The organism is Rhodoferax sp. (genome assembly GCF_013297935.1).
Lineage (GTDB): Bacteria > Pseudomonadota > Gammaproteobacteria > Burkholderiales > Burkholderiaceae_C > Allorhodoferax.
This window is the reverse complement of record NZ_JAAFIX010000003.1, coordinates 339,379-364,510: the sequence shown is the minus strand read 5'-3', so window position 1 is coordinate 364,510 and position 25,132 is coordinate 339,379. Positions and strand designations below refer to the sequence as shown.

Here is a 25,132-nt window from a genome sequence, read left to right as displayed (position 1 = left end):
AGCTCGCGGCAGATGGAAATAGTCTGGCGCTCTTGGTAGTCCAGCTGTTTGTATTCTTGCTTGGGTTTCATCGTCACACCTTATTGAAGTTTCAATCGGTGTGTTGCACTTCACTTTTGAGCGGGCCGGGGCTAGAGTTGGATTTGATGCTTGCTTGAGACCCATAGCAGATATTCGTTTGATCGAATTCAATGCTCTTAAGCTGCCGCTCACTCGGGAGAGTCTTGTGAATGCACGGCACGCTATCTGTGGGCGGTGCTAATCGCCCGCATCTACGAAGTGTTTCCCCTGGTGTGTCCGATCTGTGGTGGGCAGATGCGCATCATTTCCTTTATCACCCACAGCGCTGACATTCGGCACATCCTCGATCACATCGGGGCGGATTCAGAGCTGCCCCACATTGCCCCGGCGCGCGGGCCGCCGCTGTGGGATGGGTGTGATGCGCAGGCTGGTGAGGGTATTGAGACTTGGTCTGGCTGGGATGAGTCAGCACAACCGGCACCGGACTTTGAGGTGGACCAGCGCGTCAATTGGTGAGCGGACCAGACAGCGGTACCGTAGCCACTGCGGGATGGCCTGCACGCGCAGCAGGCCCGAACGTACATGCACACACCCGTCGCGACTTCGGGCGACCTGCGACGCCCTCAAACCCACCAGAGCAAACAGAGGATCGGCAGCCCCAAACCTGTGCAATACTGGGACTCATGTGGTTGAACTTCCTATCCGTCAGTTTCATAGCTGCCTCCTTGGGGTAAAAGTCAAGCGGGGCCAACGGGTTCATTAAGTGGAGTAGGAATATCTTGAGGGCGACTTAGGATGCGGTGCATCAACTCCTCACGCATGCCGCGACGCTGCGGATCATCAAAGAGGTTGGCGCACTCATGGGGATCGTTCCTGAGGTCATACATTTCACCTACTCCGCTGGTCAACTCAAAGGTCAGCTTGGCGTTGCGAGTACGCACAGTGCGTAAATCTAAAGCGACGCCACAACGCGATGGCCCTAGGCGCCACTCGTTGTAGGCGTGATCGCGATGTGCCCCGGGAGCACCGGTAAGCAGTGGATACAGGCTCTTGCTGTGCACGGCAGAGGGCACAACCGTCGATGCGCAATCGCCAAAGGTCGCAGCCAAATCAAGCGTGGACACCGGCTGATCAATCTGCTGATCTGCCGCAATATTCGGGCCGCGCATGATTAAGCCTACTCGAAGCAGCCCTTCGTAGTGCATGGGCCCCTTGAGCATGAGGCCATGGTCACCTAGGAACTCGCCGTGGTCAGACGTGAATACAACGAGCGTGTTGTCCGCCAAGCCAGCATCATCAAGCGCCGACAAGATGCGCCCCACTTGGTGATCCACCAAAGAAATCATGCCGTAGTAGTTGGCAATGATTTCACGCAGCTGAGCATCGGTTTGCTGCGGCATACGAGAGTATTCCTCTCGAACTTTTCGGCTCTCTGGCGTTCCCCCCGGCGTGTTTTCCAGAGCGGCGCGATGCCACCACGGGCGCTTGTCCAAATCTCGGGTTCGAAGTTCTGGAATATCCACCTCATCTGGCCGATGCATCCAACACCAGGGTGCGGGGGCATCAAACGGGTGGTGTGGATCGGCCATGGAAACCCAGGCACAAAACGGCTTCGCCTCAGCCCCTTTTTGCTTTGCTTGCTGCTGTTGCCGCCCTTGCTCAGCGATATATGCCACCGTGCGATCGCCTACCCATGTGCTGTTGTGCCAGGCTGTGGGCAAGGCGCTGTTATGCGTTTGGGCCGCGTGCGTTTGGGGTGCCAATCTCTGGCGATACAGCGCGTTTTTCTTCTCCCCCATGCCATCTCGGTGGTACCAGCGCTCGTAGTGCAAGCCGCCCGGACTGCCCTCGGGCAACCAGTAGTTATGACCCAGTTGCATCAGTTCGACTTGCTCAAAGCCCATATAAGGGCCCGTCCAATCATCGGAAAATAAATGCGAGCTGGGAATATTTTCGCAGCGGCCGGTGGGTCGGTTTGCATAGGAATGATTGCTAGAAAAATGCGCTTTGCCAATGAACCGCGTGTCATAGCCTGCTTTGCTCAATGAGCCTGCAAAGCCTGCGGCTGCGATGGATTCGTCAAGGTCTATGCCGTTGTCGTGTACGCCGTTGGTTAGAGGTAGCATACCGGTCAAAATCGCGCTTCTTGCAGGCATGCACACCACATTGGGTGTGATGCAATTTGTGAATCGCGTACCTTGCTGAGCAAGCAGATCAAGATGTGGGGTCCAAACCCGGCGTCCCTCAAATCCAAAGCAGTCGCCTCGATGTTGATCGCTCATGATCAGCAAGATATTGGGACGTTTCATAGCGGGTACCAAGGCTCATGCGTCAAAGTGACATCAATTTTCAGCGATGTATCCCGTGGCTTTGATGACGGGTCCCCAGCGTTCAAAATCCTCTTTGAGGTGGCGAGCCAAATTAGCCGAGGACGTGACGTCAGAATCGAACTCTAGTTTTTCAATGGCCGCGATCAAGCGTGGGCTGCGCGCAGCGGCAACAATCGCTTTTTCCAGCTCCTCTTGGATGGTTTTCGGTGTTTTGCTGGACGCAAAAAACGCAAACATCTCCGTGAGTTGCAATTCTGGATATCCCTGTTCTTTGAAGGTGGGCACACCCGGCAAGCTAGGCAAGGGCTTGTCGCCGCTGAAAGCCAAAATTCGAAGTTTGCCGGACTTGTGATGCGTGACCAGGTTGGGTAGTGTCGTGGCCAATGCGGGGATCGTTCCACCCAAAACATCGGTCATCGCTGCTACGCCGCCACGGTAGGGTACGTGCTGAAAGTCAATGCCGGCCTGTCGCCCAAACATCACACCCATGAAATGCATGACCGTACCGGCGCCTGGGGTGCCATAGCTGGCTCTACCGGGGTTGGCCTTAGCCCAATCCACAAACTCCTTGAGCGTCTTGGCGGGCGTACCGGGCCCGACCGCCAATCCAAACTGGAAAGAGCAAACACCCGCCAACGGCGCCAGATCACTGATGGAATAGCGCAGCTTCGGGTAGACGTGAGGAAATATCGTGGCATTGCCCCCGGGCATCAACACAACGGTGCTGCCGTCGGCTGGTGCGGCCAGCATCGCCTCGGTGGCGAGTTGCCCGGCCGCGCCAGTACGATTTTCTACGATCGCGTTGTAGCCTGCGGCGCGCAGTTCCTCGCCCATTTGGCGGGCCACCACATCCACGGCGCCTCCAGCTGGGTAGCCCACCAAAATCTTCAGGGGTTTGCTTTGTGCGAACGCTAGGCTCGGCAGGAGGCCTGCGCAAGCGCTCATGCCGAGGTAAGTCAGCCCGTGGCGGCGAGTAAACATAATGTTCCTTTTAGAAGTGTTACCAGCGAGGTCGAAACAGGACATACTCACTTTGAACCTAGCGTATGAGAGATGGATGGTGTCCCAGGTACGCGCTTACTTCAGTAACTTTGGTAACAATTAAGGGATGACCCCTAGTAGCGCTGATTCCAGCGATCACTTCGCTGTAGATCTGCTACAAAACCGCTGCATGGGTCGACAGTTTGCGAATGCCCTTGCTCAGCCCAAGGCGGGCAAATCGTACCGATCTCTTTTTGCTCAGGCGAGTTGGTGAGCCCAGCACAATTCAATGGCTGCCCCCGCAACAGATCGAGGCGTGCCGCGCGTGAGACCGCGCCAGTCCGACAGGTACTTGGGGTCGATGGTCCGCATGAAGGGCATCAGGCAGCGGTCACCGCAGGGGCTGGCGTTGCGCCCTTGGACCCCATTGCGGCGGCACGCTCAGGACCGCCATAACCCTCAATCATGCGGCGTTGGTCGGCCTTGCACAGCGCATCCACCGCCTCAGGATCGCAGATGCGGTGCAGTTCTGCCTCCATCTCGTGCAGCACGGCCGCGTGAACCGACTCGGCTGCGAGGTCGTTCAACTCTTCGGGGTCGTGCTGCAGGTCGAACAACTCTGGCCGGTTGCGCACGTAGTAGTGGTACTTCCAGCGTCCCTTGCGCACCATGAAGCCGGCGGTGTTGCTGCCGGCGGCGTGGTATTCACTGAAGATGACCCGCTCGGGCTCGGCCGGCGAGGCAACAACATCCTGCAAGCTGCGGCCGACGCGCCCGTCCATCAGTGGTCGGGGATCGACGCCCGCGCCCTGCAGGATGGTCGGAAACAGGTCGAGCAGGTCTACCGGTGTCTCGCAGACGCCCACGGGCATGTCCGGGCCCGCTGCGATCATGGGGATGGTGACCGACTCCTGATAGAGCGTCGACTTGCCCCACAGGCCGCGTGCGCCGAGGTTGTCACCGTGGTCAGACGTGTAGACCACCAGGGTGTCCTCAGCCAGCCCCGCCTCGCGCAGCGCCGTGAGGATGCGGCCGACGTTGTGATCGAGGAAGCTGCACAGGCCGAAATAGGCCGTGATTGCCTGGCGCCGCTCCTCCGGGCTCTTAAAACTCTCCTCGTTGCGCTCGAACTCTGCGTACTGCTGCACCCACGGATGCCTCTGGTAGCCGGCTGCCGGCAGGAGCTTGGAAGGGAGCAGCTCGATGCCGTCGTACAGGTCGTAGAACTTCGGCGGCGCGATCAGCGGGAAGTGCGGCGCGACCAGGCCGACGTAGAGCGCGAAGGGTTGGGTGTCTCGTCGGGCGGCTTCGCGCAGCCACTGCACCGTGCGCTCCGTGACGGCTTCGTCATATTCGGTGTAGGGCGAATCGCCACGGCCAACGCGGTCGCCGAGCATGCGCTTGCCTTCGCTGCGCTGGATGTAGGGGTCACGGATCGAGGCCCAGACCATGCCGTAACCACCGACAACGTGCATCGGCAGGTGTTCGACGTCGAAACCAGCCGGGTCGCCCTCTTGTCGGTAGTGCAGCTTTCCCACGCTCTCGACGCGAACCTGGTGCTCCTGCAGGAGGTGGCCCCACCCTTGCAGCTGGCCGTAGTAGGGCGAGGCGTTGTCCCAAAGGCGCGCCTCGTGAACCCGTCGCCCGGTGGCGAACGCGGCGCGCGCCGGAACGCAGATCGGGCTGGGCGTGTAGGCGCTGGCGAAGCGGGTGCCGCGTGCGGCCAGGGCATCGAGGTTCGGTGTTTGGACGATGCGGCTGCCGCTGCACCCCATGTGCCTCGGATCGTGCTCATCGCTCATGATCACGAGGACGTTCTTTGCGGTCATGTCTGTCTCCTGGATAGGTCCGGCCAGCACGGCTCGGGTGTAGAAGTGATGGTGCCGCCAAAGCTTTGCAGGATCAGTTCCTGCAGGAACATATGACAGAATGCCCCAATGAACTCGGGCCGCACACAAGAACGCAAGGAAAGCCGCGCCATGAGCCGGCGCCTGACCGGGGTTTTTGTCGAGCGGCTCGATCTAGGCCGCGTTCCGCTGCAGTCGGCCCACGTCGGTGCCACGGTCATGCAGTCCGGAGCAAGCGTCGAGCGCCTGCCCGTGGTCGTGAGCGGCCGGCTTGACAGCGTCCTGCACCTGCAGGGTGAAGGTGGGGCTTACATTATCCCCGTGTCCTTCGGCGCCGGGGAAATGGTGTTCTTGTCGCAGCTCTTCAGCCGCCAGCCAAGCTTTGTAGATCTGGTCGTCGGCGAGGCGGCAACGCTACGGTGGGTGCAGGTGAATGACGTCGAGCAACTCTTGCTGGCCGACTCCGCGCTCATGGTCGAGCTCGTTCGCTTCCTGGTGCAAAGACTGCGGGAGGTGCAGATGCGCGAACGAGCCTGGCTGGAACGCGGCGTACATGAGCGGGTCTGTGCCACGCTGGCGCGGCTCGCGCACCAGCAAGCCTCTGCCTCGGACGGCACGGTGGCAATCGTCACGACCCATGAGGAACTCTCCGCTCGCAGCGGCGTGAGCCGACCCAAACTCTCGCAGGAGCTAAAGCGCCTGGAGCAGCAGGGTCGATTGAAGCTCGATCGTGGCAGCGTGCGAATCATCGACCTCTCGAACCTGTTCGATCCGGCGGACTGAACCGTTGCGCCTGTTTCCTCAGGAACTGACCGGGGCGCGCCCATGCGCAAACTCCTTACCTCAATAAGGAGACTGATATGCCGGATCTATTTGAGAACCCGATGGACCTCATGGGCTTTGAGTTCGTAGAGTTCGCATCACCCACGCCCAACGTGCTCGAGCCGTTGTTCGAGAAGATGGGCTTCTCGCTGGTGGAGAAGCACCGTTCCTAGGACGCGGTGCTGTACCTCGAGGGCGACATCAACTTCGTCATCAACCGTGCACCCCAGAGCGAGTGGGCCTACTTCGCCGCAGAGCATGGCCCCTCGGCCTGTGGCCTGGCGTTTCGCGTGAAGGATGCGCACAAGGCCTACGCCCGCGCGCTGGAGCTCAACTGCGGAGGCCGTGACCCGATCACTCTACCAAACGGGGAGCAACGAAGCTTCCTCCTGGATGGGGACCGGCTCGAATTTCGAGCTCGCTGCGAACGTGCCGGTTTCCACCGCATCGGATTCGGGCTCTGCCAAGGTGAGGTGCTCCCTGCGCGCACCTCCGGGGGAGGACAATGATGGCCTACGACCAAAGACCGAGCTTCATTTTCATCGTCGCAGACGACCTCGGCTTTGCCGACTTGGGCTGCTACGGCGGCCGCGATGCGAAGTTCGGACCGGTCTCGCCGGTGCTCGACGCGATGGCAGCCCGCGGCACTCGCTCCACCGATGGCTACGCGAACTCGCCCGTCTGTTCGCCTACGCGTTTCGCGCTGATGACCGGTCGGTACCAGTACCGCCTGCGCGGTGCGGCGGAAGAGCCGATCAGCAACAAGGCCCGCGGAAGCACCGCGCTGGGCCTGCCGCCCGACCACCCCACATTGCCTTCGCTACTAAGCAATGGGGGTTACCGGACGGCCCTGGTCGGCAATTGGCACCTGGGGTACCCGCCCATTTTTGGCCCTTTGAAATCAGGTTACGACGAGTTCTTCGGACCGATGTCGGGTGGCGTTGACTACTTCACCCACCGCAGCAATGGCGGTACCCCGGACCTGTTCGAAGGCGACGAGCCGACGCATGAGGAGGGCTACCTCAGCGACCTGCTGTCACAACGAGCGGTCGACTTTGTCGAGCGGATGGGCAAGGATCGTTCGCCATTCTTCCTGAGCCTGCACTACACGGCACCGCACTGGCCCTGGGAAACGCGCGACGATGCGAAGGTGGCCGAGGAATTGCAGGGCAGCCTGTTCCATCTGCACGGGGGCAACATCCATACCTACCAGCGCATGATCCACCACATGGACGAGGGGACCGGGTGGGTGCTCGCCGCGCTGGATCGCACCGGCCTGGCCGCGAACACGCTGGTGGTATTCACCAGCGACAATGGCGGGGAACGCTTCTCCGACAACTGGCCCCTGGTTGGAGGCAAGATGGACTTGACGGATGGCGGCATACGCGTTCCCTGGATCGCGCAGTGGCCGAATTGCATCCCGTCGGGTGGCGTCACAAATCAACACTGCATGACGATGGACTTCAGCCGCACCATTCTCGAGGTGGCCGGTATCGCCGAAGACCGTGGGCACCCGATGGACGGGGTCTCCATGCTCCCGGTGTTACTTGATCCGCAGCGCACGTTTCCGCGCCCGCTGCACTGGCGCATGAAGCACAAAGGTCAACGCGCGTTGCGCCTCGGACCCTGGAAATATCTGCGCGTGGATGGCCATGACTACCTGTTCAACCTCGAGCGCGACGCCCGGGAACGGGCGAACCTGGCGGTGCGCGAGCCGGAAAGGCTGCGGACAATGCGTGCGGATTGGGAGCAATGGGAAACGGGGATGCCGGGCGTACCGGACGATGCGACAGTCAGTGTGGGGTACAGTACGAAAGACATGCCGCAGCGCTAGCTGTGGGGCTAGGTCTGCGGGACAGCCCATGCATTGCAACAGGACCTGGAGTTGCCGAGTGGAGGGGGCCTGACTCATGCTTCGGGCAAGCTGCAGGCTAACGGCGACACCGTTGCGGTCACCGAATAACGGAGTTTATCCACCGTTTCGGCTCCAGCCTCAATGAGCATGTGCACTTCCATGTGTGTTTCGTTGATGGGGTGTTTGAGGTGGTGCCCCCGCCACGCACCCTCCGGCACCGTTTCTTTGGCGTGCAGGCACCGTATTCGCTGCTCCGAACCAGTCATTCCCGAGCACCGGCTCTTGGCCCAAAGCAGTCATCAACCCCTTGCAAAGCCGAGAAACAACAAGGCCCCGCAGGCATTCACCTGCGGGGTCTTCGGTTTTCCGCAATCTAGCGGCTCAACTCAGATGTAGCTGTTCAGCAAGTTCTCCAAATGCTCCTGTCGACCCGACACGGGCATGGTGTCGGTGTTGCGCTCGGTCACATGGGCGGCTACGGCTTCCAGGCTCATCTTGCCGTCCAGCACGCTTTGGCCGAAGCTGTCTTTCCAGCCGGCGTAGCGGTCGTCCACCAGCTGGGCCAGCTTGCCGTCGGTGATCATCTTCTCGGCGATCAGCAGTGCGCGGGCGGTCACGTCCATGCCGCCAATGTGGCCGTGGAACATGTCTTCGGGGTCAATGCTCTGGCGGCGCACCTTGGCGTCAAAATTTACACCGCCGTTGACGAAGCCGCCACCTTGCAAGATGGTGTACATGGCCAGCGCGGTCTCGGGAATGCTGTTGGGGAACTGGTCGGTGTCCCAGGCGCACTGCATGTCGCCGCGGTTCATGTCGATGGAGCCGAAGATCCCTAAGTCCACGGCGGTGGCAATTTCGTGCTCGAAGCTGTGGCCCGCCAGGGTGGCGTGGTTGGCTTCGATGTTGACCTTGATTTCCTTCTCCAGGCCGTAGCGGCACAAGAAGCCATACACCGTGGCGCTGTCAAAGTCGTACTGGTGCTTGGACGGTTCGCGCGGCTTGGGTTCGAGCAGGATGGTGCCTTGGAAACCGATCTTGTGCTTGTACTCCACCACCATGTTCAAGAAGCGGCCCATCTGGTCCAGCTCGTGGCCGATGCGGGTGTTGAGCAGGGTCTCGTAGCCTTCGCGACCGCCCCACAGCACGTAGTTGGCACCGCCCAGCTTCAGCGTCGCGTCCATGGCCTCTTTCACCTGCAGGGCACCCATGGCAAAGATTTCGGGGTTGGGGTTGGTGGCCGCGCCCGACATAAAGCGGCGGTGTGAAAAGAGGTTGGCTGTGCCCCACAGAAGCTTCATGCCGGTTTGTGCCTGCTTGTTGCCCAGCACGTCCACCATTTCGCGGAAGTTGTTCACGCTCTCACGTGGGGTGGCGCCTTCGGGGGCGATGTCGCGGTCGTGGAAGCAGTAATAGGGTGCGCCCAGCTTGGCGAAGAACTCAAACGCCACATCGGCCTTGGCCTTGGCTGCGGCCATGGGGTCGGCCATGTGCTGCCAGGGGCGCTGGAAGGTGTCGCCACCAAACGGGTCCAGGCCGTTCCAGCAGAAGCTGTGCCAGTAGCACACCGCAAAGCGGAGTTGGTCTTCCATGCGCTTGCCCAGCACGATGCGGTCTTTGTCGTACCACTTGAAGGCCAGTGGGTTGGACGACGTGGGGCCCTCATAAGCAATAGGGGCCACGGTAGAAAAGTAGGTGCTCATAGTTTCCTCAGGTGTTTAATTTGTTGATTGGTCGAACTAAATAGGCCCGGCTTAACGCCGGAAAAGGGTGAATTACACGGTGCGGTAAAGGCTGCGGAAGGTCGCGTAGCGGTCCATCAGCAGGGCTTGTTCAGCAGGGTCGGGGTGGTAGGTGGCGTCTACCTCGGGGGTCAGGCACACAGCCGCCATGTCGGCCCCGGTTGCCAGCCAGCCCAGGCGCGCTGCGCCCAAGGCGCCGCCGACGGCCGAGCTGCCGTGTGTGACGATGTATACATTCAGCGCGCTGGCCAGTTGCTGCGCCCAGAAGGTGCTGCGTGCGCCGCCGCCCACCAGCGAGATGCGCTGCACGCTGCTGCCGGCAGCGTTGAGGGCGGCCAAGCCGTCTTTGAGGCCGAAGGTCACGCCTTCCATCACCGCGTAGCCCAGGCGAGCGGCGTCGGTGTCAAAGCTGAGCTGGTGAAAGCTGCCGCGCACGTTGGCGTCGTTGTGGGGGGTGCGCTCTCCGCCCAGGTAGGGCAAAAACAGGGGCGATGCTGCGCGCTGTGCCGGGCTGAGCGCGGCGGCCTTGTCAGCCACCACACCGGCGTGGGGAGCGCCCAGCAAGTCGGTCGCCCACTGCAGGCTGCTGGCGGCAGACAGCATCACGCTCATCTGGTGCCAGCGGCCGGGCACAGCGTGGCAAAACGCGTGGGTGGCGCTGGCGGCGTTGGGCTGGTAGCTGGGCGTCACCACAAAAAGCACACCGCTGGTGCCCAGCGACAAAAAGCCTTGGCCGCTGTCGACTGCGCCCATGCCCACTGCGCTGGCAGCGTTGTCACCCGCGCCACCGGCCACCACGATGCCTTTGCGTAAACCGAGTGACTGGGCCACATCGTCCTTCAGCGTGCCGCCGGGGGCGCTGCCTTCCACCAAACGGGGCATGTGGCTGCGGTTCAGGCCGGTCAGTGCCAACAGTGCGTCAGACCAGTCGCGCTGTTGCACGTCCAGCCACAGGGTGCCGCTGGCGTCTGACATGTCGCAGGCGTAGTCGCCAGTGAGCATGAGGCGCACATAGTCTTTGGGGAGCAGCACCTTGGCCACTTGCCTAAAGATGTCGGGCTCGTGCTTGGCCACCCAGCGCAACTTAGGTGCAGTAAAGCCGGGCATGGCAAGGCTGCCGGCCAGATCGGTCAGGCCCGGCAGCTCGGCCATCATGTCGATGCACTCCTGGGCGCAGCGGGTGTCGTTCCACAAAATGGCGGGGCGCAACACGCGGTCTTGCGCGTCCAGCAAGACAGCGCCGTGCATCTGGCCCGACAGGCCGATGGCGCGGGCCGCGGCGTACTCGGCGGGGTGAGCCGCTTGCAGCTTGAGCAGGGCGCTTTGGGTGGCAGCCCACCAGTCGGCCGGGTGTTGCTCGCTGTGGCCGGGGTGAGGGCGTTGCACCGTGAGGGTGGTGCCGGCCGAGCCGATGATGCGGTGCTCGTCCGAGAGCAGAAGTGCTTTGACTTCTGAGGTGCCGATATCAATACCTAAAAACATAGTTAAACCGTGGTGCTCGCTGTAGAAAAGGCTTCGTCCGGGGCTTCAATCACCGGAGCAGGGGGTGTGGGAATGCGGTTGTGCATGGGGCGCAGTTCATGGTGCAGCACCAGTGCGGCTGCGCCCACGGCAGAGGCCAGCAGACCGTAGCGGGCTGCCCGCACCGGCGGCGGCGCCATGCCGGCGGCACTGGCATAGCTTTGCAACGTGTCTTGCGCTGCTTTGACGATGCCCGGATAGGTGTCGCACGATGGGCCGCCCACCACCAGGGTGCTGGGGTTAAAGGTGGTCCACAGGTTTTGCAGCACCACGCCGAGGTAGCGGCCGCCCTGGGCGGGGTCGGGCAAGCGGGCCAGTGCGCGCGCGCCAAAAAACGTTTCGGCGCAGCCCTTGCGCCCGCAGGAGCACAGCGGCCCGTCGATCTGCAAGGTGCTGTGGCCGATTTCACCTGCCATGCCTTGCTTGCCGGTAAACAGCCGGTCGTTGATCACAATACCCGCGCCCACACCGGCGCCGCAGGTCACAAAAATCAGGGAGTCGCTGGCATCGCCATCGGCAAACTCGTATTCGCTCAGGGCGGCGGTATCGGCTTCGTTTTGCACATGCACTTGCACCTCGGGCACCTGCGCCTGGCTCAGGGCCTGGGCAATCATGGGCAGAAAGTCCACATTGCGCCAGCCGAGGTTGGGGGCAAACCGCAGCATGCCCGTGGCCTCGTCAAAAGCGCCGGGCAGGCCCACGCCAACTCCGGTCAGCGCAATGCTGCGTTGTTGCAGTTGCGCATAAGTCCGTGCAATCAGGCGTGCGGCCTGCCGGCACACCTCTTCGGGTTTGGTGCCGATAAGCGCTTCTTCGGCGGCGCACAGCACCTGACCTGTGAGCGAGACGCCCACTACGCGCAAAGCCTCCACCGCAACTTCCACACCTATCAGCCCGCGCGAGCGCCCGTCGATGTGCAGGGGCGTGGAGGGCCGCCCCAGACCTTGGGCGGCGGTGATGTCGGTTTCTGTGACCCAGCCTTCGTCGATCAGCTCACGCACCAGCAGGCTGACGGTGGACTTGGTGAGCCCGCTGCCGGTGGCGAGCTGGGCTCTGGAGTAACCCGGCTGCGCGCGCAGCAGCCGCAGCAGCACGCTGCGGTTGATGCGTTTGACGAGTTGTTGGTCGCCGGTGGTTTTCATGATTTCGCGGGTGAATTGCACAAAACTACAGGGTGTGGGTTTGTGCTTTTCCTTCAGGTTGTTTGCCAGCGATGATCATGCCAAGAACTTCGTCTTCCGCCACGTCTGTCGTGCGATAAGTACCTACTAATTTGCCGTTTTTCATCACCGAGAGGCGGTCGCTGAGCCCGAACACGTCGGGCATGTCGTGGGTGATCAGAAAAATGCCCACGCCTTCGGCTTTGAGTTGGCGCACCAAGTTGCCCACCATCGCGGTTTCCTCGGGGCCCAGGGCCGCAGTGGGCTCGTCCATGATGAGGATCTTGGCATTGAAGTAAATGGCGCGGGAGATGGCCACCACTTGGCGCTGCCCGCCCGAGAGTCGGCGCACCGGGGTACGCACGTTCTTAAAGTTCTTGTTCAGCCGGTGAAACACCTTGCGGGCGTCCGCGTCCATGCGGTGGTCGTCCAGCGTGTTCCAGCGGGTGAGCAGCTCGCGGCCTAAAAACAGGTTGGCCACGGCGTCCAGGTTGTCGGCCAGGGCCAGGGTCTGGTAAATCGACTCAATGCCGCAGCGCTGCGCATCGACCGGGGTGCGAATCTGGGCGCTGTCGCCGTTGATGAGTACCTCGCCGCTGTCAATCGGGTAGGCACCGGCCAGCATTTTCATGAGGGTTGATTTGCCGGCGCCGTTGTGACCCAAGAGGGCCACCACTTCGCCGGGGTAAAGATTGATGCTGACGTCTTCCACCGCATGGACGCCACCAAAGGCTTTGCGGATGTTGCGCATTTCAACCAAGGGAGTGCGTGGCTCGGTCATGCGGTGTCTCCTGTCATGCGGCGATAAATCACATCAAACACCACCGCTGCAATCAAGACCTGCCCGATGATCACGTAGCGCACCCCGATCGACACGTCCAGCAGCAGCATGCCGCTGTCAATGCTTTGCATGATCAGTGCACCTAGCACCGAGCCCAGAATGGACCCGCTCCCACCCGCCAGCGCGGTGCCGCCGATCACAGCCGCGGCAATCACATACAGCTCCATGCTGGTGCCCAGCGAGTTGGTGCCGGCGTTGAGCCGGGCAATAGACACCATGGCGGCAATGGTGATGAGCACGCCCATCAGCGCAAACAACATGAGGGTGACTTTGCGCACCGGAATTCCCACCAAGGCGGCGGCTTCAGGGTTGCCGCCCATGGCAAATACATAGCGCCCGAAGCGGGTGCGGTGCACGATGAACGACAGCACCAGCGCCACAGCGCCCCAGATCAGCACCGGAATCGGCACGCCCTGCGGCGCGTCTTTGCTGGGAATTTGGTAGTTGTTCATGGCAGCCACAAAACCCACCGCCAAGATGACCGGCACCAGCACCAAGAGGGCGTCGAGCCACAAAGGGTTGTTGGGCACTTCGTAAGACGCTTTGGCGCGGCGCTTGGCCCACATTTGCAGCACCAGGGCCAGCACAATGGCGGCAGCCAGTGCCCAGCTGGCACTGACGCCGATAGCGCCATCAAAACCGCCGCCCAAGCGCTGGAAAAACAGGTCGTTGACTGGTTGGGTTTTGCCATCGGCCACCAGAAAGGCAGCGCCACGAAACGACATCAGGCCGCCCAGCGTGACCACAAAAGACGGCACGCCCAGCTTGGCGGTGAGTGCACCTTGGTACAAAGAGACTGCGATAGCGACAGCGAGCCCGGCCAACGATGCCGACACCCAGTGCCAGCCGCCGGTGTACATGAGGGTGGCAATCAGCACCCCCACAAAACCCATGACCGAGCCCACCGACAAGTCGATGTGGCGGGCCACAATAATCAACACCACCACCGTGGCCACCACACCCACCACCGCAGTTTGCTGGGCGATGTTGTAAAGATTCTCGGGGGACATAAACAGCCCGCCGGACAAGATGTTGAACACAATGGCAATCACAGCCAACACGGTGCCCATCATCACCAGACGCCAATCAATGGCCGCCTGCTTCAGGGAATTCAAAACGGGATTCACATGCGTTCTCCGCAAGACATAAAAAAACCGCAGGCTGCTGCCAGCCCGCGGTTGGAGGGCTCTCTAGCTCAGAGTGGCACTTTGATCACTTGCAGGCGGCGGGTGCTTTTGCCGCATCAACGCCCTTGCACAGGTCTTCTTTCTTGATCCAGCCGGCCTTGACGACCAGGTCCAGGTTCTTGGCGGTCACGGGTACAGGCTTCAAGAACTGGGCTTGCAGTGCCACTTTCTTCTCGCCACCGCTCCAGGTCTGGGCAGCAGCCACTTTTTGGCCCTTGGCCAACACCACGGCGGCGGCGGCGGCGTCACGGCCCAGGTCACGGGCGTCTTTCCAGACCGACACGGTCTGGCTGCCCAGTGCTACGCGGTTCAGCGCAGCGTGGTCACCGTCCTGGCCCGACACCGGAATGCCCTTGATGCCCTTGGCGGTCAAGGCAGCCACCACACCACCGGCAGTACCGTCGTTGGAGGCCACCACGGCGTCAATCTTGCCGCCGGTCTTGGTGATGATTTGCTCCATGTTTTTCTGGGCGACTTCGGGCTTCCAGCCGTCGGTGTATTCCTCGCCCACGATCTTGATGTCGCCCTTTTTCACCGCAGCGTCAATGATTTCCTGCTGGCCACCGCGCAGGAAGTTGGCGTTGGGGTCAGTAGGCGAGCCCTTGATCATCACGTAGTTGCCTTTGGGCTTGGCTTCCAGAATGGCGCGGGCTTGCATGCGGCCCACTTCCACGTTGTCGAAGGTGATGTAGAACACGCCGGGCGCTTCGATCAGGCGGTCATAGGCAACCACGGGGATCTTTTGCTGGTTGGCCTTGTTGATGGCGGGCAGGATGGCGTCTTTGTCCATGGCCAGAATGATCAGGGCCTTGGCGCCCTTGGCAATCAAGCTGTCGATGTCGGCCAGTTGCTTCTCGGGCGAGCCACCGGCGTCCGCGCTGATGTAGCTGGCGCCGTCTTTGCTCAGCTGGGCCTTGATGGCAGCTTCGTCGGTCTTCCAGCGCTCTTCCTGGAAGTTGGACCAGCTCACGCCCACCACTTGGGCAAAGGCACCGGCTGCAGCCATGCTCAGGGCCAAAGCGGTCAGTGTTGTCTTCAATTTCATCGTTGTCTCCAGTGATTTGGCCTGTCTCAGGCCTATGGTTTTGGAAAGACTCAGCCGAGTCATCGCACCGCTTTAAATGCGAAACCGGCATTTAGTAAGAGCGACAAACTAATTGTTCTGGACTTCGTTCAGCCCGCGAATAGGGATAAACCCGACATAGTTTATTCATCGAACTTAATAAGATCGAGCGGACTGTTCATTCTTCGTAAAGGTTTCCCGCGTGCGATCCATTACCCGACTCCGGCCCGGTGCCGGCCCCTGGTTGGCCCTGTTGTGGGGTGCCGCTGCGTGGGCCCAGACGCCGGTGCCCGGCCCGCTACCGGTCGCGCCCCGTTTCCTGGAAGAAACCGACACCGCAGGATTGCAAAGCCGCTTCGAAGGCGAGGGCGAGTACATGGTGGGTGGTGGCGTGGCCACCTTCGATTGCGATGGCGATGGCCTGCCCGAGGTGTATGTGACCGCCGGGGTGAACAAGGCCAAGTTCTACCGCAACCTCAGCCTGCGAGGCGGTGCACTCAAACTGCAAGAGGAGCGCTCTGGGTTAGAGCTGACCAACGCCATCGGCGCCTACCCGCTGGACATCGATGGCGATGGCCAGACCGACCTGGTGGTGCTGCGGGTGGGCGAAGTACAGGTCTACAAAGGGCTGGGCCAATGCAAGTTTGAAAAAGCCAACGATGCCTGGAACATCCGCACCGGCAACGGCTGGCACACTGCGTTTTCGGCCACTTGGGAGCGCGGACAGGCTTGGCCCACGCTGGCGTTCGGCACCTACACCGACCGCAGCAAACCCGATTTTCCATGGGGCAGTTGCACACCGGGCTTGTTGCTGAGGCCCCGCGAGGGTGGTGGGTACGCGGCGCCGACACCGCTGAAACCGGGGCACTGCGCGTTGTCGATGTTGTTTTCGGATTGGAACCGCTCCGGCACGCCTGCTCTGCGGGTGAGCAATGACCGCGAGTACTACAAAGGCGGTGAAGAGCAGTTGTGGGAATTCCTGCCCGGCCAGGCTCCGAGCCTGTTCACCGCAGCCCGGGGCTGGAAGCCCTTGCAGATCTGGGGCATGGGGATTGCCAGTCACGACCTCGATGAAGATGGCTTTCCCGAGGTGTTTCTGACCAGCATGTCCGACAACAAACTTCAAACGCTGGAAGCCGGGGCCGCGCAACCCCGTTACCGCGACACGGCCTTCAAACGCGGTGTGACCGCCCACCGCCCTTACGTGGGCGGCGATGTGCACCCCAGCACCGCGTGGCATGCCCAGTTTGCGGACCTGAACAACGATGGCCTGGCGGACTTGTTCATCGTCAAGGGCAATGTGTCCACCATGCCCGACTTTGCCACCCTTGACCCCAACAACCTGCTACTGCAGCAAGCCGATGGCAACTTCACCGAGGTGGGAAGCCAAGCCGGGCTCGCCAGCTTCAAGCGGGGACGCGGCGGCATGGTGGTCGACCTCAATGGCGATGGCCTGCTGGACGTGCTGGTGGTGAATCGCTGGGACAAGGCCCAAGTCTGGCGCCAAGTGCCGGCGAGTCCGGCGAGCCCGGCAGCGACCGGGCACTGGCTGCAACTGCGCTTGCAACAAACCAGCGGCAACCTGGATGCCGTGGGCGCCTGGGTAGAGCTGCGCATGGGCGAAGGCGAGGCGGCTCGCGTCATCCGACAAGAGCTGACCGTGGGCGGCGGCCACGCCAGTGGTCACTTGGGCTGGATGCACTTTGGCTTGGGCGAGGCGACCCGTGTGCAGGTCCGGGTGCAGTGGCCCCACGGTGCCTGGAGCGAGTGGGCGACTGCGCAGGCAAATGCGTTTTACCAATTCAGCGAGGCGGGCTTGCGCCCGGCGGCAACCCCATGAGACACCTTTTACTGCGCGCCGTAGTGGCGGGCTGCCTGGCCTGGGGGAGTGCACCGGCCTGGGCGCAGGCCCCGGTGGCCACGCCCTTGCCCGCGGCAGACTACAGCGCCCGGGTGGCCACCGAGTGGTTCAGCCTGGCACTCTTGCTGGCCCAGCAAACGCCCGGCTTCAGCCCGCCCGTGGCCTCGCGGGCACTGGCCTATTTGGGCTTGACGCTGTATGAGTCGGTGGTGCCCGGCATGCCCCGGCACCAAAGTCTGGCCGGTCAACTCAACGAGTTGCAGTCCCTGCCTTGGGCCCAGCCAGATGAGGTGCTGCACTGGCCCACGGTGGCCAACGCTGCCATGGCCACCATGACGCGCATGATGTTTCCCAACGCGAGCGCCGAAAACAAGGCCCGGGTTGACTTGCTGGAGCGCAGCCTGCCCCTCAAGTTGGCGCGCGATTTCGACCCCACCCGCCTGACGCAGGAAGTCACCAACCGCTCCGAAACTTTCGGCAAGCTCATGGCCATGGCGGTTATGACCTGGGCCCGCACCGATGGAGGGCACGAGGCCTGGGGTCCGCTGCGCCGCAGCCAGCTCAACTATGTGCCGCCCAGCGGAGAAGGTACCTGGAGTGCCACACCGCCGGCATTTGCGTCGCCCCTGTTGCCGTGGTGGGGCGATGTGCGTCCCTTTGTGCTCCCCGGTGCAGACACCTGCCCGGCTCCGCCCATACCGCCGTATTCCGAGGTGCCGGGCTCGGCGTTTTACAAAGAGGCCGAGGAGGTTTACCACGTGAGCAACCAAGCCACCCAGGCCCAGCGGCAAGTAGCGCTGTACTGGGCGGACGACCCGTTGAAAACCCCCACCCCGGCGGGCCACTGGGCTTTTATCGCGGGGGACGTGTTGCAAGAGCGCCAAGGCAACCTCGCCCAGGCCGCACAAACCTATGTGCAGCTCAACCTTGCCATGGCCGATGCATTTATCGCAGGCTGGAAGACCAAGTACACCGTGAACCTGCTGAGACCTGTGACCTATGTGCAGCTGGTGATGGACAGCAACTGGGTGCCAACGTTGATGCACACGCCGCCTTTCCCTGAGTACCCTTCGGGCCACTCGGTGCAGTCGAGTGCCGCTGCCGCAGTGTTGGGGCAGGTGCTCGGGGCCGACAAGCCCTTCACCGACAACACCCACAACGACCGTGGCTGGGGCCCGCGCACGTTTGCAAACTTTAAGGTGGCGGCGGACGAAGCCGCTATCTCGCGCATGTATGCCGGCATTCACTTCCGCAGTGGTATTGAAGGCGGCAAAACCCAGGGGCGCTGTGTGGCGCAGCGGGTTTTGGCCTTGAAGTTGTTGCGTTGAGAGGCTTGGTGCCTCAGCGCGCCGGGCGACGGTAGCCGGCCAGATCTGCCGCGCTGGCTACGTAAGCGTGCAAGATACCGGGCAACAGCACATAGCCCGCGGTCAGCTCGGCCGCGGCGGCGCCTTTGGTGTAGCTGCAGCCGGTGGTTTTGTCCAAGGGGCACTGGATCGATGCGGCCAGCGGGTCGTCGGCGCCCATGTTGAAGTACACGTCGAACTGCTCTCCGGAGCCGGTCTGGGTCACACTGTAGTCGTTGTCGGTACCGGCCAGCACGAGGTGGCGGCCTCCGGACAGCTGTGGCCCGATGGCCAGGCCCTCCCACTTTTCAGGGGATTTGTTGCCCAAAGCGGGCAGTGTGTCGGCCGCAAGGTCGATGACTTTGGCGCCCTTGGCCACCGGCGCAATGCCGTCTGGCAAGCTGCTGCCGCTGGCGGGCAGCGTGACAGCATTCACATCGCTCGCACCCTCCAGGCTGATGCGGTACACGCTCTTGTCGGGGGTGGCCAGAGTGGCACCGGCGCCCACACCGCGGTTGTTGCGCTCAAGCACCCAGAATTCGCGGTCGTTCAGGGCGACGAGGGCCGAAATTCCCTGGCCTTGGCCGGCGCGGTCCAGTAGGTAGGCGTATTGGGCCACCGCGCGCCCCGTTTTGGTGTCGAACTTCACAATGCGCGCGAAGCGGCCGTCTTTGCTGCCGCCTTCATCGAGCATCGGGCTTTGCAGCATGGCGTAGGCGAAAGCACCGTCCGGGCTGATCGCCAGACCTTCAAAACCCCGGTTATGGCGTTTGCCGGCGGTGTTGTCGGCATCGTCCCCGTGGCTGATGTGGCCGCTTAGCGCGTTGCGGGGCAGCAGCTTGTCGGGCGTCACAAAGGCGCGCACAAAGCGGCCTTTGGCATCGAACTCGTAGAGCGAGGGGCCGTATTCGTCCGACACCAGAAAGTGCCCGGTGCGCGGGTGCACTACCAACCCTTCGGGGTCGAGTGCCAGGCCGCGCTCATGGGCGGGCGAGGGCGCCAAACCGTTAAAGGGCTTGCCTTTGCGGTCCTTGAACACCACGGTTTGCAGGACTTTGAATTGAGAGATGGCGCCAGTCTCCGGATGGACATCGACGGTGAAGCGCTGCACCCGGGTGGCATAGTCGATCAGGCCGCCACCGGGGCCACGGTCCGACAAGCCCCACCAGGCCTTGCGCTGCGGGTCAAAGTAAATGTCAGAGAAAAAGCCGAGCCGCCCCTGATTGGCGCCGGGCACTGCGGTGGCATCGAGGGTGTGACCGGGAATGGCCAGGCCATTGACGAACACGGGTTGTGCGCTGAGCGCACCGGTCCAGAGAGCAGTTGCCGCAGCCAGGGCGGATACAAGGTGTTTCATGTGCGGGCTCCAAAGGGGCAAACCCACAAGTCTGGGCGGTGCAGATGTCAGTACCGTGACGGGCGCAGGTTTAGCCTTCACCCACCCCGATGGGGGCGGGCGCCCGCATCACGATGCGGGTGAACAGCCGGTCGTACACCGGGTCGCGCTGGCCTTTGGCGGCGAGGGGGTCGCGGTTGGCGTCAAAGGCCACATCAATCTCGGCCCAGTCGGCATCGCTCAGGGTGGCTTGGGCGACCGGCAGGATGGCGGTTTCTTCCAGCTGCATGTGGGCCAGGTAGGCCTGCACGTAGCGGCGCACCGCGGTGTCGAATGTTGCACGGCGGCTCTCGCCGATCAGCTCCCAGCCCAGCAGCAGGTGTTGCAGGTTGCGCACCGAGGCCTCGCTGTGGGCATGGTCTTCTTCGAGCTGGATGATGGCGTCCATGACCTGCGGGGCCAGGCGGGCCACGCGCGGGAACAGCAGGTCGGACTCTTTGGGGTGGTGCAGTTTTTCAGGGAACTCATCGATGTAGAAGAGCATGGCGCGCACCACGTCGAAAAAGCCTTCGGGCTCATCGCCCGGGCCGCGGTCCAGCATCATGGTGAGTGACTGCAGCATGGCTCGGAGAGCGGCATGTTCGTCGCGAATGATTTGTAGGCTGCTGGGTGTCATAGGTGTCTCCTCGGGCTGGGCGCGAGCTTCCCACGGGGCGGGCAAACTGGGATTGATGCAAGTCAACAGGGTGCTGCTTTGTCGCGCGTGCTTGGATACCATCAGGGGGGCACGCTACTTCACGAAACCGCAGTTATGAATCCACGCTCTCTGTCGTCCTCCCCTTGGTTCCGCCGTCTGGCCTGGGGGCTTGGCGGTTTGCTGGCTCTGTGGGCGCTGGCTTGGCTTGCGGTACCGCCGTTGGCGAAAAGCCAGGCGCAAAGCCGCTTGAGTGAGTTGCTGGGCCGGCAGGTCACCATCGGGAGCATCGCGTTATCGCCCTGGTCGCTGGAGCTCACGGTGCGGGACTTCGCGGTGGCCACCGCCGACGGCAAAGGCGTGCAGTTCTCGCTGGACCGGGTCTATGTGGATGCCGAGGCGCAGTCGCTGTTCCGGCTGGCACCGGTCATTGACGCAGTGACCGTGGAAGCGCCCAAGGTGCAGCTCACCCACCTGGGCGAGGGGAGGTACGACATAGATGACATCATCGAGCGCCTGAACCAGCCCGACGACACACCTGCCGGCCCCACCCCGAAGTTTGCGGTCTACAACCTGACCCTGAATCAAGGGAGCCTGGACTACACCGACCGCGCCGGCGGCGCCGAGCGCGTGCACACCCTGCGGGACCTGCAGATCAGCCTGCCGTTTTTGAGCAGCTTCGACTCCAAGCGCGATGTGCTGGTCTCGCCCCGCCTGGCCTTTGTGCTCAATGGCAGCCACTTCGACTCGGAGGCCGAAGGCACGCCGTTTGCGCAAAGCCGCAAGGGCGATGCCGAGCTCACCTTCCGCCAGCTGGATCTGGCGCCTTACTTGCCCTACCTGCCTGCCAACTTGCCGGTCAAACCCCAAAGCGCAGTGGTAGATGCCGACATCAAGCTGGGCTTTGTGCAGAGCCCACAAACGGCGGTCACCCTGTCCGGCTCGGTGACCGTGAGCCGCCTGGCCGTGCAAGACACCAAAGGCAAGCCGCTGTTTTCCGCCGATAGCCTGCAGGTGGGTCTGGCCGATGTGCGCCCGCTGGAGCGCAGCGTGAAGCTCTCGGGCATCACCCTGAATACCCCAGTGCTGAATGTGGTGCGCGCCGCCGATGGCAGCTTGAACCTGCTGCCACCTGCACCAGCTAAGAAAAATGCTCCTAAAACCATAGCTGCTGGCACAGACAATACGAGTGCTGGGGACCAAAAAGATGCTGAAGAACCTGCGCCTGTCCCTTGGGCCTTGCAGCTGGACACGCTGGCCCTGAAAGACGCTTCGGTGGATTGGACCGACCAGACCACCGGCCCGGCCACGCGCCTGGGGCTGCGGGACTTTCAGGCCACCGTTTCCAAACTGCAGTGGCCCATGAAAGAGGCGGCCACGCTGGACCTGAAGGCGCAGTTGCAAAACCTGGCTGCAGGCACCAAGGCTCCGGCCACCCAGATCAGCCTGCAAGGCGAAGGCACGGTAGAGGCCGGCAAGGCCGAGGCCAGCGTGTCGGATTTCGGGCTGGGGCTGGTGTCGGGCTACGTGTCGCCCTACCTGGTGCCGAGCTTGCGCGGGCAGGCGGACACCCGTGTGAATATCACTTGGGACGGCGAGCGCCAGACCGCCGTGGTGCAAAAGCTGGCTCTGCGGGATGTGGCGCTGGTGGGTGACAAGCCCGCTGCCGAACCGCGCGTGAATACAGGCGCCAATGCCAACAACAATGGCCCCAGCTCGGCAGACATGCCGCAGTTCAAGCTGCTGGAAGTGAGCGATGTGCGGCTAGACACACTGGCGCGCAGTGCGACGGTGGGCAAGGTGCTGCTGCTCAAGCCCAGCACCGGCGTGCGCCGCGACGCAGAAGGCCACTGGATGTTCGAGCGCTGGCTCAAGCCCACTGAGGCTGCGGTAGCACCGGCGGCAGAGGTTGCTGCCGGCAAACCCTCAGGCAATAAGGTGGTCTCGGCCAAGTCGCCCGTGCCGTGGAAGCTGAATGTGGGTGAGTTCAAGCTCGACGAGGGCAATGTGGTGTTCTCAGACCGCTTGCCTGCGCGCCCGGTGCGGGTGGAGCTGAGTGGCTTGCAAGTGCAAGCCAAAAACATCCAGCCCGAGGGCAAAAAGCCCATGCCGCTGCAAGTGGCTGCCATGCTGAAGTCCGGCCAGGCCGAGGCCGGCAGCCTGCGCTACACCGGCAGCGTGATGTGGGACCCGGTGGTGGCTCAAGGCGAGGTGAATATCAGCGACCTGCCAGCCCATGCCTTTGCCGCCTATGCCGGCAGCGGCCTGAACCTCGATGTGCTGCGCGCCGACACCAGCTTCAAGGGCCAGGTGCGCTATGCCGCGCTGCCCAGCGGCCCCGAGGTGAGCGTGAAGGGTGATGCCGCGCTGGAAGACTTCAAGGCCAACACCACCGGCAAAGGTGCCGAGAGCCTGGGCGAAGAGTTGCTGAGCTGGAAGGCGCTGAACGTGCCCGGTATCGACTTCACCATGGCGCCCGGCGCGGCCACCAAAGTGCAGGTGCGCGAGGCCGCGTTGTCTGACTTTTATGCCCGCCTGATCGTGAGCCCGCAAGGCCGCTTGAATCTGCAGGAATTGGGGCAGACCGCGCCGCCTGCTGCGGAGGGTGCCAAGCCCGCAACTACGGCTCCCGCGGCTGCTGCATCTGCTGCGGGCGGTGCAGCGGCACCTGCCTCAGCGGCTCTAGCGGCGGCTTCTGCTACCAGCACCGCATCGGCCGGCCCGGCCGCCATCATCCAGATGGGGCCTATCAGTCTGGTCAACGGCCGGGTGCTGTTCTCGGACCGCTTTATCCAGCCCAACTACACCGCCAACCTCACCGACCTGACCGGCAAGCTCAGTCGTTTCTCGAACCAGCCTACCAACGGCGTGGTGCAACTGGCCGACCTGGAGTTGCGCGGCCGGGCCGAGGGCACTGCGTCGCTGGAGATTTTGGGCAAGCTCAACCCGCTGGCGCAGCCGTTGGCCCTGGATGTGAAGGGCTTGGTGCGCGATTTGGAGTTGTCGCCCTTGTCGCCTTACGCCATCAAGTACGCCGGCTACGGTATCGAGCGTGGCAAGCTGAGTGTGGATGTGCAGTACACCGTGCAACCCGATGGCCAGCTCACCGCCTCCAACAAACTGGTGCTCAACCAGCTGACCTTCGGCGACAAGGTGGAGGGCGCGCCCGCCAGCCTGCCGGTGAAGCTGGCGGTAGCCTTGCTGGCCGACCGCAATGGCGTGATCGACCTGGACCTGCCCATCAGTGGCTCGCTCAATGACCCGCAATTCCGGGTGGGCCCGGTGATCTGGAAAGTGATCACCAACTTGGTGACCAAAGCCATTACCGCGCCTTTCAGTTTGCTGGCTAACGCCTTTGGAGGAGGGGCGGGCGGTGCCGAACTCAGCAGCGTTGCGTTTGCACCCGGCAGTGCCAGCTTGAGCGATGCGGCCCGAGCGGGCCTCGACAAGGTGGCGCAGGCCCTGCAAGACCGATCGGCGCTCAAGCTCACGGTGGTCGGCTCCGCCAACCTGGACGCCGAGCGCGAAGCGGCCAAGCGTGAAAAACTCAAGGCCTTGCTGGTCGCTGAGAAGCGCCGCACCACCACCGCGCAGGGCAAAGATGCCGCCGAGATAAGTAGCTACAGCGCCGAAGAAATGCCAGTGTTGCTGCGTGCGGTGTACCGCCGCTCTGACATCACCAAACCCCGTAACCTGGTGGGCATGACCAAGGACATCGCCGCGGCCGACATGGAGGCACTGCTGCTCGCCAACCTGAGCGCCAATGAGGACGACATCCGCAACCTGGCGCTGCAGCGCGCGGTGGTGGTGAAGGAGTATCTGGCGAGCAAGAAGCTGGCCGCCGAGCGCCTGTTTTTGGGGGCCGTGAAGACCGGTGGCCCAGCCGCGGATGCCAAGCCGCAGGCGGAGCTGGAAATCGGCGGCAACTAAGTCGCACACGGAGGGCGCAGACCCACGCTGCGCCCGACAAAAAAGCCCCGGCAGCCGAAGCTACCGGGGCTTTTTATTGAGGCCTGCGAGAGTCTTACTTGGGCATGATCACGGAGTCGATCACGTGGATCACGCCGTTGTCCGCCACGATGTCGGTCTTGATCACGTTGGCGGCATCTACCTTCACACCACCCATGGTGCTGACGGTGATTTCGCTGCCTTGCACGGTCTTGACCTTGCCGGCCTTCACGTCAGCTGCCATGACTTTTCCGGGGACCACGTGGTAGGTCAACACGGCAGTGAGCTTGGCTTTGTCCTTGAGCAGGGCTTCCAGGTCGGCCTTAGGTACTTTGGCAAAGGCTTCGTCTGTGGGCGCGAAAACGGTGAAGGGGCCCTTGCCCTTGAGCGTATCGACCAGACCAGCGGCGCCCAAAGCGGTCGCCAGGGTCTTGAAGTTGCCTGCGCCCACAGCGGTGTCCACGATGTCTTTGGCTTGAGCAGAAACAGCCACACCCAGTGCCAGAACGGAAGCAATCAACAGTTTTTTCATGGGGATCTCCAAGAGGTTGAATTCGAAGTGTTACGTCAGAAAATACTG

General features: G+C 62.5%; 17 protein-coding genes and 3 pseudogenes. 8 read left to right on the top strand and 12 right to left on the bottom strand.

The window, feature by feature from the left end:
- Window positions 1-243: 243 nt before the first annotated feature.
- Window positions 244-537 (top strand): annotated as a pseudogene (locus QZW03_RS07245) (IS91 family transposase); the annotation flags it as partial.
- 221 nt (window positions 538-758) lie between these two features.
- Here the strand turns inward: QZW03_RS07245 and QZW03_RS07240 are convergent.
- From QZW03_RS07240 to QZW03_RS07230, 3 genes are all read right to left on the bottom strand, one after another.
- Window positions 759-2,330 carry a sulfatase-like hydrolase/transferase gene (locus QZW03_RS07240; protein WP_296509300.1) on the bottom strand — a complete coding sequence of 524 codons (1,572 nt, stop codon included), beginning with the start codon at window positions 2,328-2,330 and terminating at the stop codon, window positions 759-761.
- A gap of 33 nt (window positions 2,331-2,363) precedes the next feature.
- Window positions 2,364-3,332 (bottom strand): tripartite tricarboxylate transporter substrate-binding protein, encoded by a 969-nt coding sequence (locus tag QZW03_RS07235; protein ID WP_296509299.1) that lies wholly within the window; start codon window positions 3,330-3,332, stop codon window positions 2,364-2,366.
- A gap of 380 nt (window positions 3,333-3,712) precedes the next feature.
- Complete coding sequence (locus QZW03_RS07230) at window positions 3,713-5,161, bottom strand: sulfatase-like hydrolase/transferase (protein WP_296509298.1); 1,449 nt, start codon at window positions 5,159-5,161, stop codon at window positions 3,713-3,715.
- A gap of 150 nt (window positions 5,162-5,311) precedes the next feature.
- Here QZW03_RS07230 and QZW03_RS07225 point away from each other — a divergent pair, with 150 nt between their 5' ends.
- From QZW03_RS07225 to QZW03_RS07205, 4 genes and pseudogenes are all read left to right on the top strand, one after another.
- Complete coding sequence (locus QZW03_RS07225; RefSeq protein WP_296509297.1) at window positions 5,312-5,962, top strand: Crp/Fnr family transcriptional regulator; 651 nt, start codon at window positions 5,312-5,314, stop codon at window positions 5,960-5,962.
- A 77-nt stretch (window positions 5,963-6,039) separates the two neighbouring features.
- Window positions 6,040-6,333 (top strand): annotated as a pseudogene (locus QZW03_RS07220) (4-hydroxyphenylpyruvate dioxygenase); the annotation flags it as partial.
- 176 nt (window positions 6,334-6,509) lie between these two features.
- Window positions 6,510-7,835 (top strand): sulfatase-like hydrolase/transferase, encoded by a 1,326-nt coding sequence (locus QZW03_RS07210; RefSeq protein ID WP_296509296.1) that lies wholly within the window; start codon window positions 6,510-6,512, stop codon window positions 7,833-7,835.
- A gap of 134 nt (window positions 7,836-7,969) precedes the next feature.
- Window positions 7,970-8,050: pseudogene (locus QZW03_RS07205) on the top strand (transposase); the annotation flags it as partial.
- Between the two features lie 192 nt (window positions 8,051-8,242).
- Here the strand turns inward: QZW03_RS07205 and xylA are convergent.
- The 6 genes from xylA to xylF form a co-directional block, all read right to left on the bottom strand.
- The gene (xylA, locus tag QZW03_RS07200) at window positions 8,243-9,556 is read right to left on the bottom strand and encodes a xylose isomerase (protein ID WP_296509295.1); all 1,314 of its coding nucleotides are present in this window, start codon (window positions 9,554-9,556) and stop codon (window positions 8,243-8,245) included.
- A 72-nt stretch (window positions 9,557-9,628) separates the two neighbouring features.
- Window positions 9,629-11,077, bottom strand: coding sequence for a xylulokinase (xylB, locus tag QZW03_RS07195; protein ID WP_296509294.1), 1,449 nt, complete (start codon window positions 11,075-11,077; stop codon window positions 9,629-9,631).
- A gap of 2 nt (window positions 11,078-11,079) precedes the next feature.
- Window positions 11,080-12,279, bottom strand: coding sequence for an ROK family transcriptional regulator (locus QZW03_RS07190; RefSeq protein ID WP_366481444.1), 1,200 nt, complete (start codon window positions 12,277-12,279; stop codon window positions 11,080-11,082).
- A gap of 4 nt (window positions 12,280-12,283) precedes the next feature.
- On the bottom strand, window positions 12,284-13,057 hold the full coding sequence (locus QZW03_RS07185; RefSeq protein ID WP_296509293.1) for an ATP-binding cassette domain-containing protein: 774 nt from the start codon (window positions 13,055-13,057) through the stop codon (window positions 12,284-12,286).
- Window positions 13,054-14,244: an ABC transporter permease gene (locus QZW03_RS07180; RefSeq protein WP_296509292.1), complete on the bottom strand. Its 1,191-nt coding sequence runs from the start codon at window positions 14,242-14,244 to the stop codon at window positions 13,054-13,056. Before QZW03_RS07180 ends, QZW03_RS07185 begins: the two co-directional genes overlap by 4 nt.
- 85 nt (window positions 14,245-14,329) lie before the next feature.
- On the bottom strand, window positions 14,330-15,349 hold the full coding sequence (xylF, locus tag QZW03_RS07175; RefSeq protein ID WP_296509291.1) for a D-xylose ABC transporter substrate-binding protein: 1,020 nt from the start codon (window positions 15,347-15,349) through the stop codon (window positions 14,330-14,332).
- Between the two features lie 220 nt (window positions 15,350-15,569).
- Here xylF and QZW03_RS07170 point away from each other — a divergent pair, with 220 nt between their 5' ends.
- Entirely contained in the window at window positions 15,570-17,207 is a 1,638-nt protein-coding gene (locus QZW03_RS07170) for a CRTAC1 family protein (protein ID WP_296509290.1), read from the top strand.
- Entirely contained in the window at window positions 17,204-18,556 is a 1,353-nt protein-coding gene (locus QZW03_RS07165; protein ID WP_296509289.1) for a vanadium-dependent haloperoxidase, read from the top strand. The genes QZW03_RS07170 and QZW03_RS07165 overlap by 4 nt, the downstream gene beginning before the upstream one ends.
- A 13-nt stretch (window positions 18,557-18,569) precedes the next feature.
- Here QZW03_RS07165 and QZW03_RS07160 read toward each other — a convergent pair whose 3' ends face one another.
- A complete protein-coding gene (locus QZW03_RS07160) occupies window positions 18,570-19,931 on the bottom strand; it encodes an esterase-like activity of phytase family protein (protein WP_296509288.1) in 1,362 nt (453 codons plus the stop codon).
- A gap of 70 nt (window positions 19,932-20,001) precedes the next feature.
- Window positions 20,002-20,586 (bottom strand): hemerythrin domain-containing protein, encoded by a 585-nt coding sequence (locus QZW03_RS07155; protein WP_296509287.1) that lies wholly within the window; start codon window positions 20,584-20,586, stop codon window positions 20,002-20,004.
- Between the two features lie 135 nt (window positions 20,587-20,721).
- Between QZW03_RS07155 and QZW03_RS07150 the strand changes: the two genes are divergently transcribed.
- Window positions 20,722-24,534, top strand: coding sequence for a DUF748 domain-containing protein (locus QZW03_RS07150; protein ID WP_296509286.1), 3,813 nt, complete (start codon window positions 20,722-20,724; stop codon window positions 24,532-24,534).
- 94 nt (window positions 24,535-24,628) lie between these two features.
- Here the strand turns inward: QZW03_RS07150 and QZW03_RS07145 are convergent, their stop codons facing one another.
- Entirely contained in the window at window positions 24,629-25,084 is a 456-nt protein-coding gene (locus tag QZW03_RS07145; RefSeq protein WP_296509285.1) for a fasciclin domain-containing protein, read from the bottom strand.
- Window positions 25,085-25,132 lie beyond the last annotated feature (48 nt).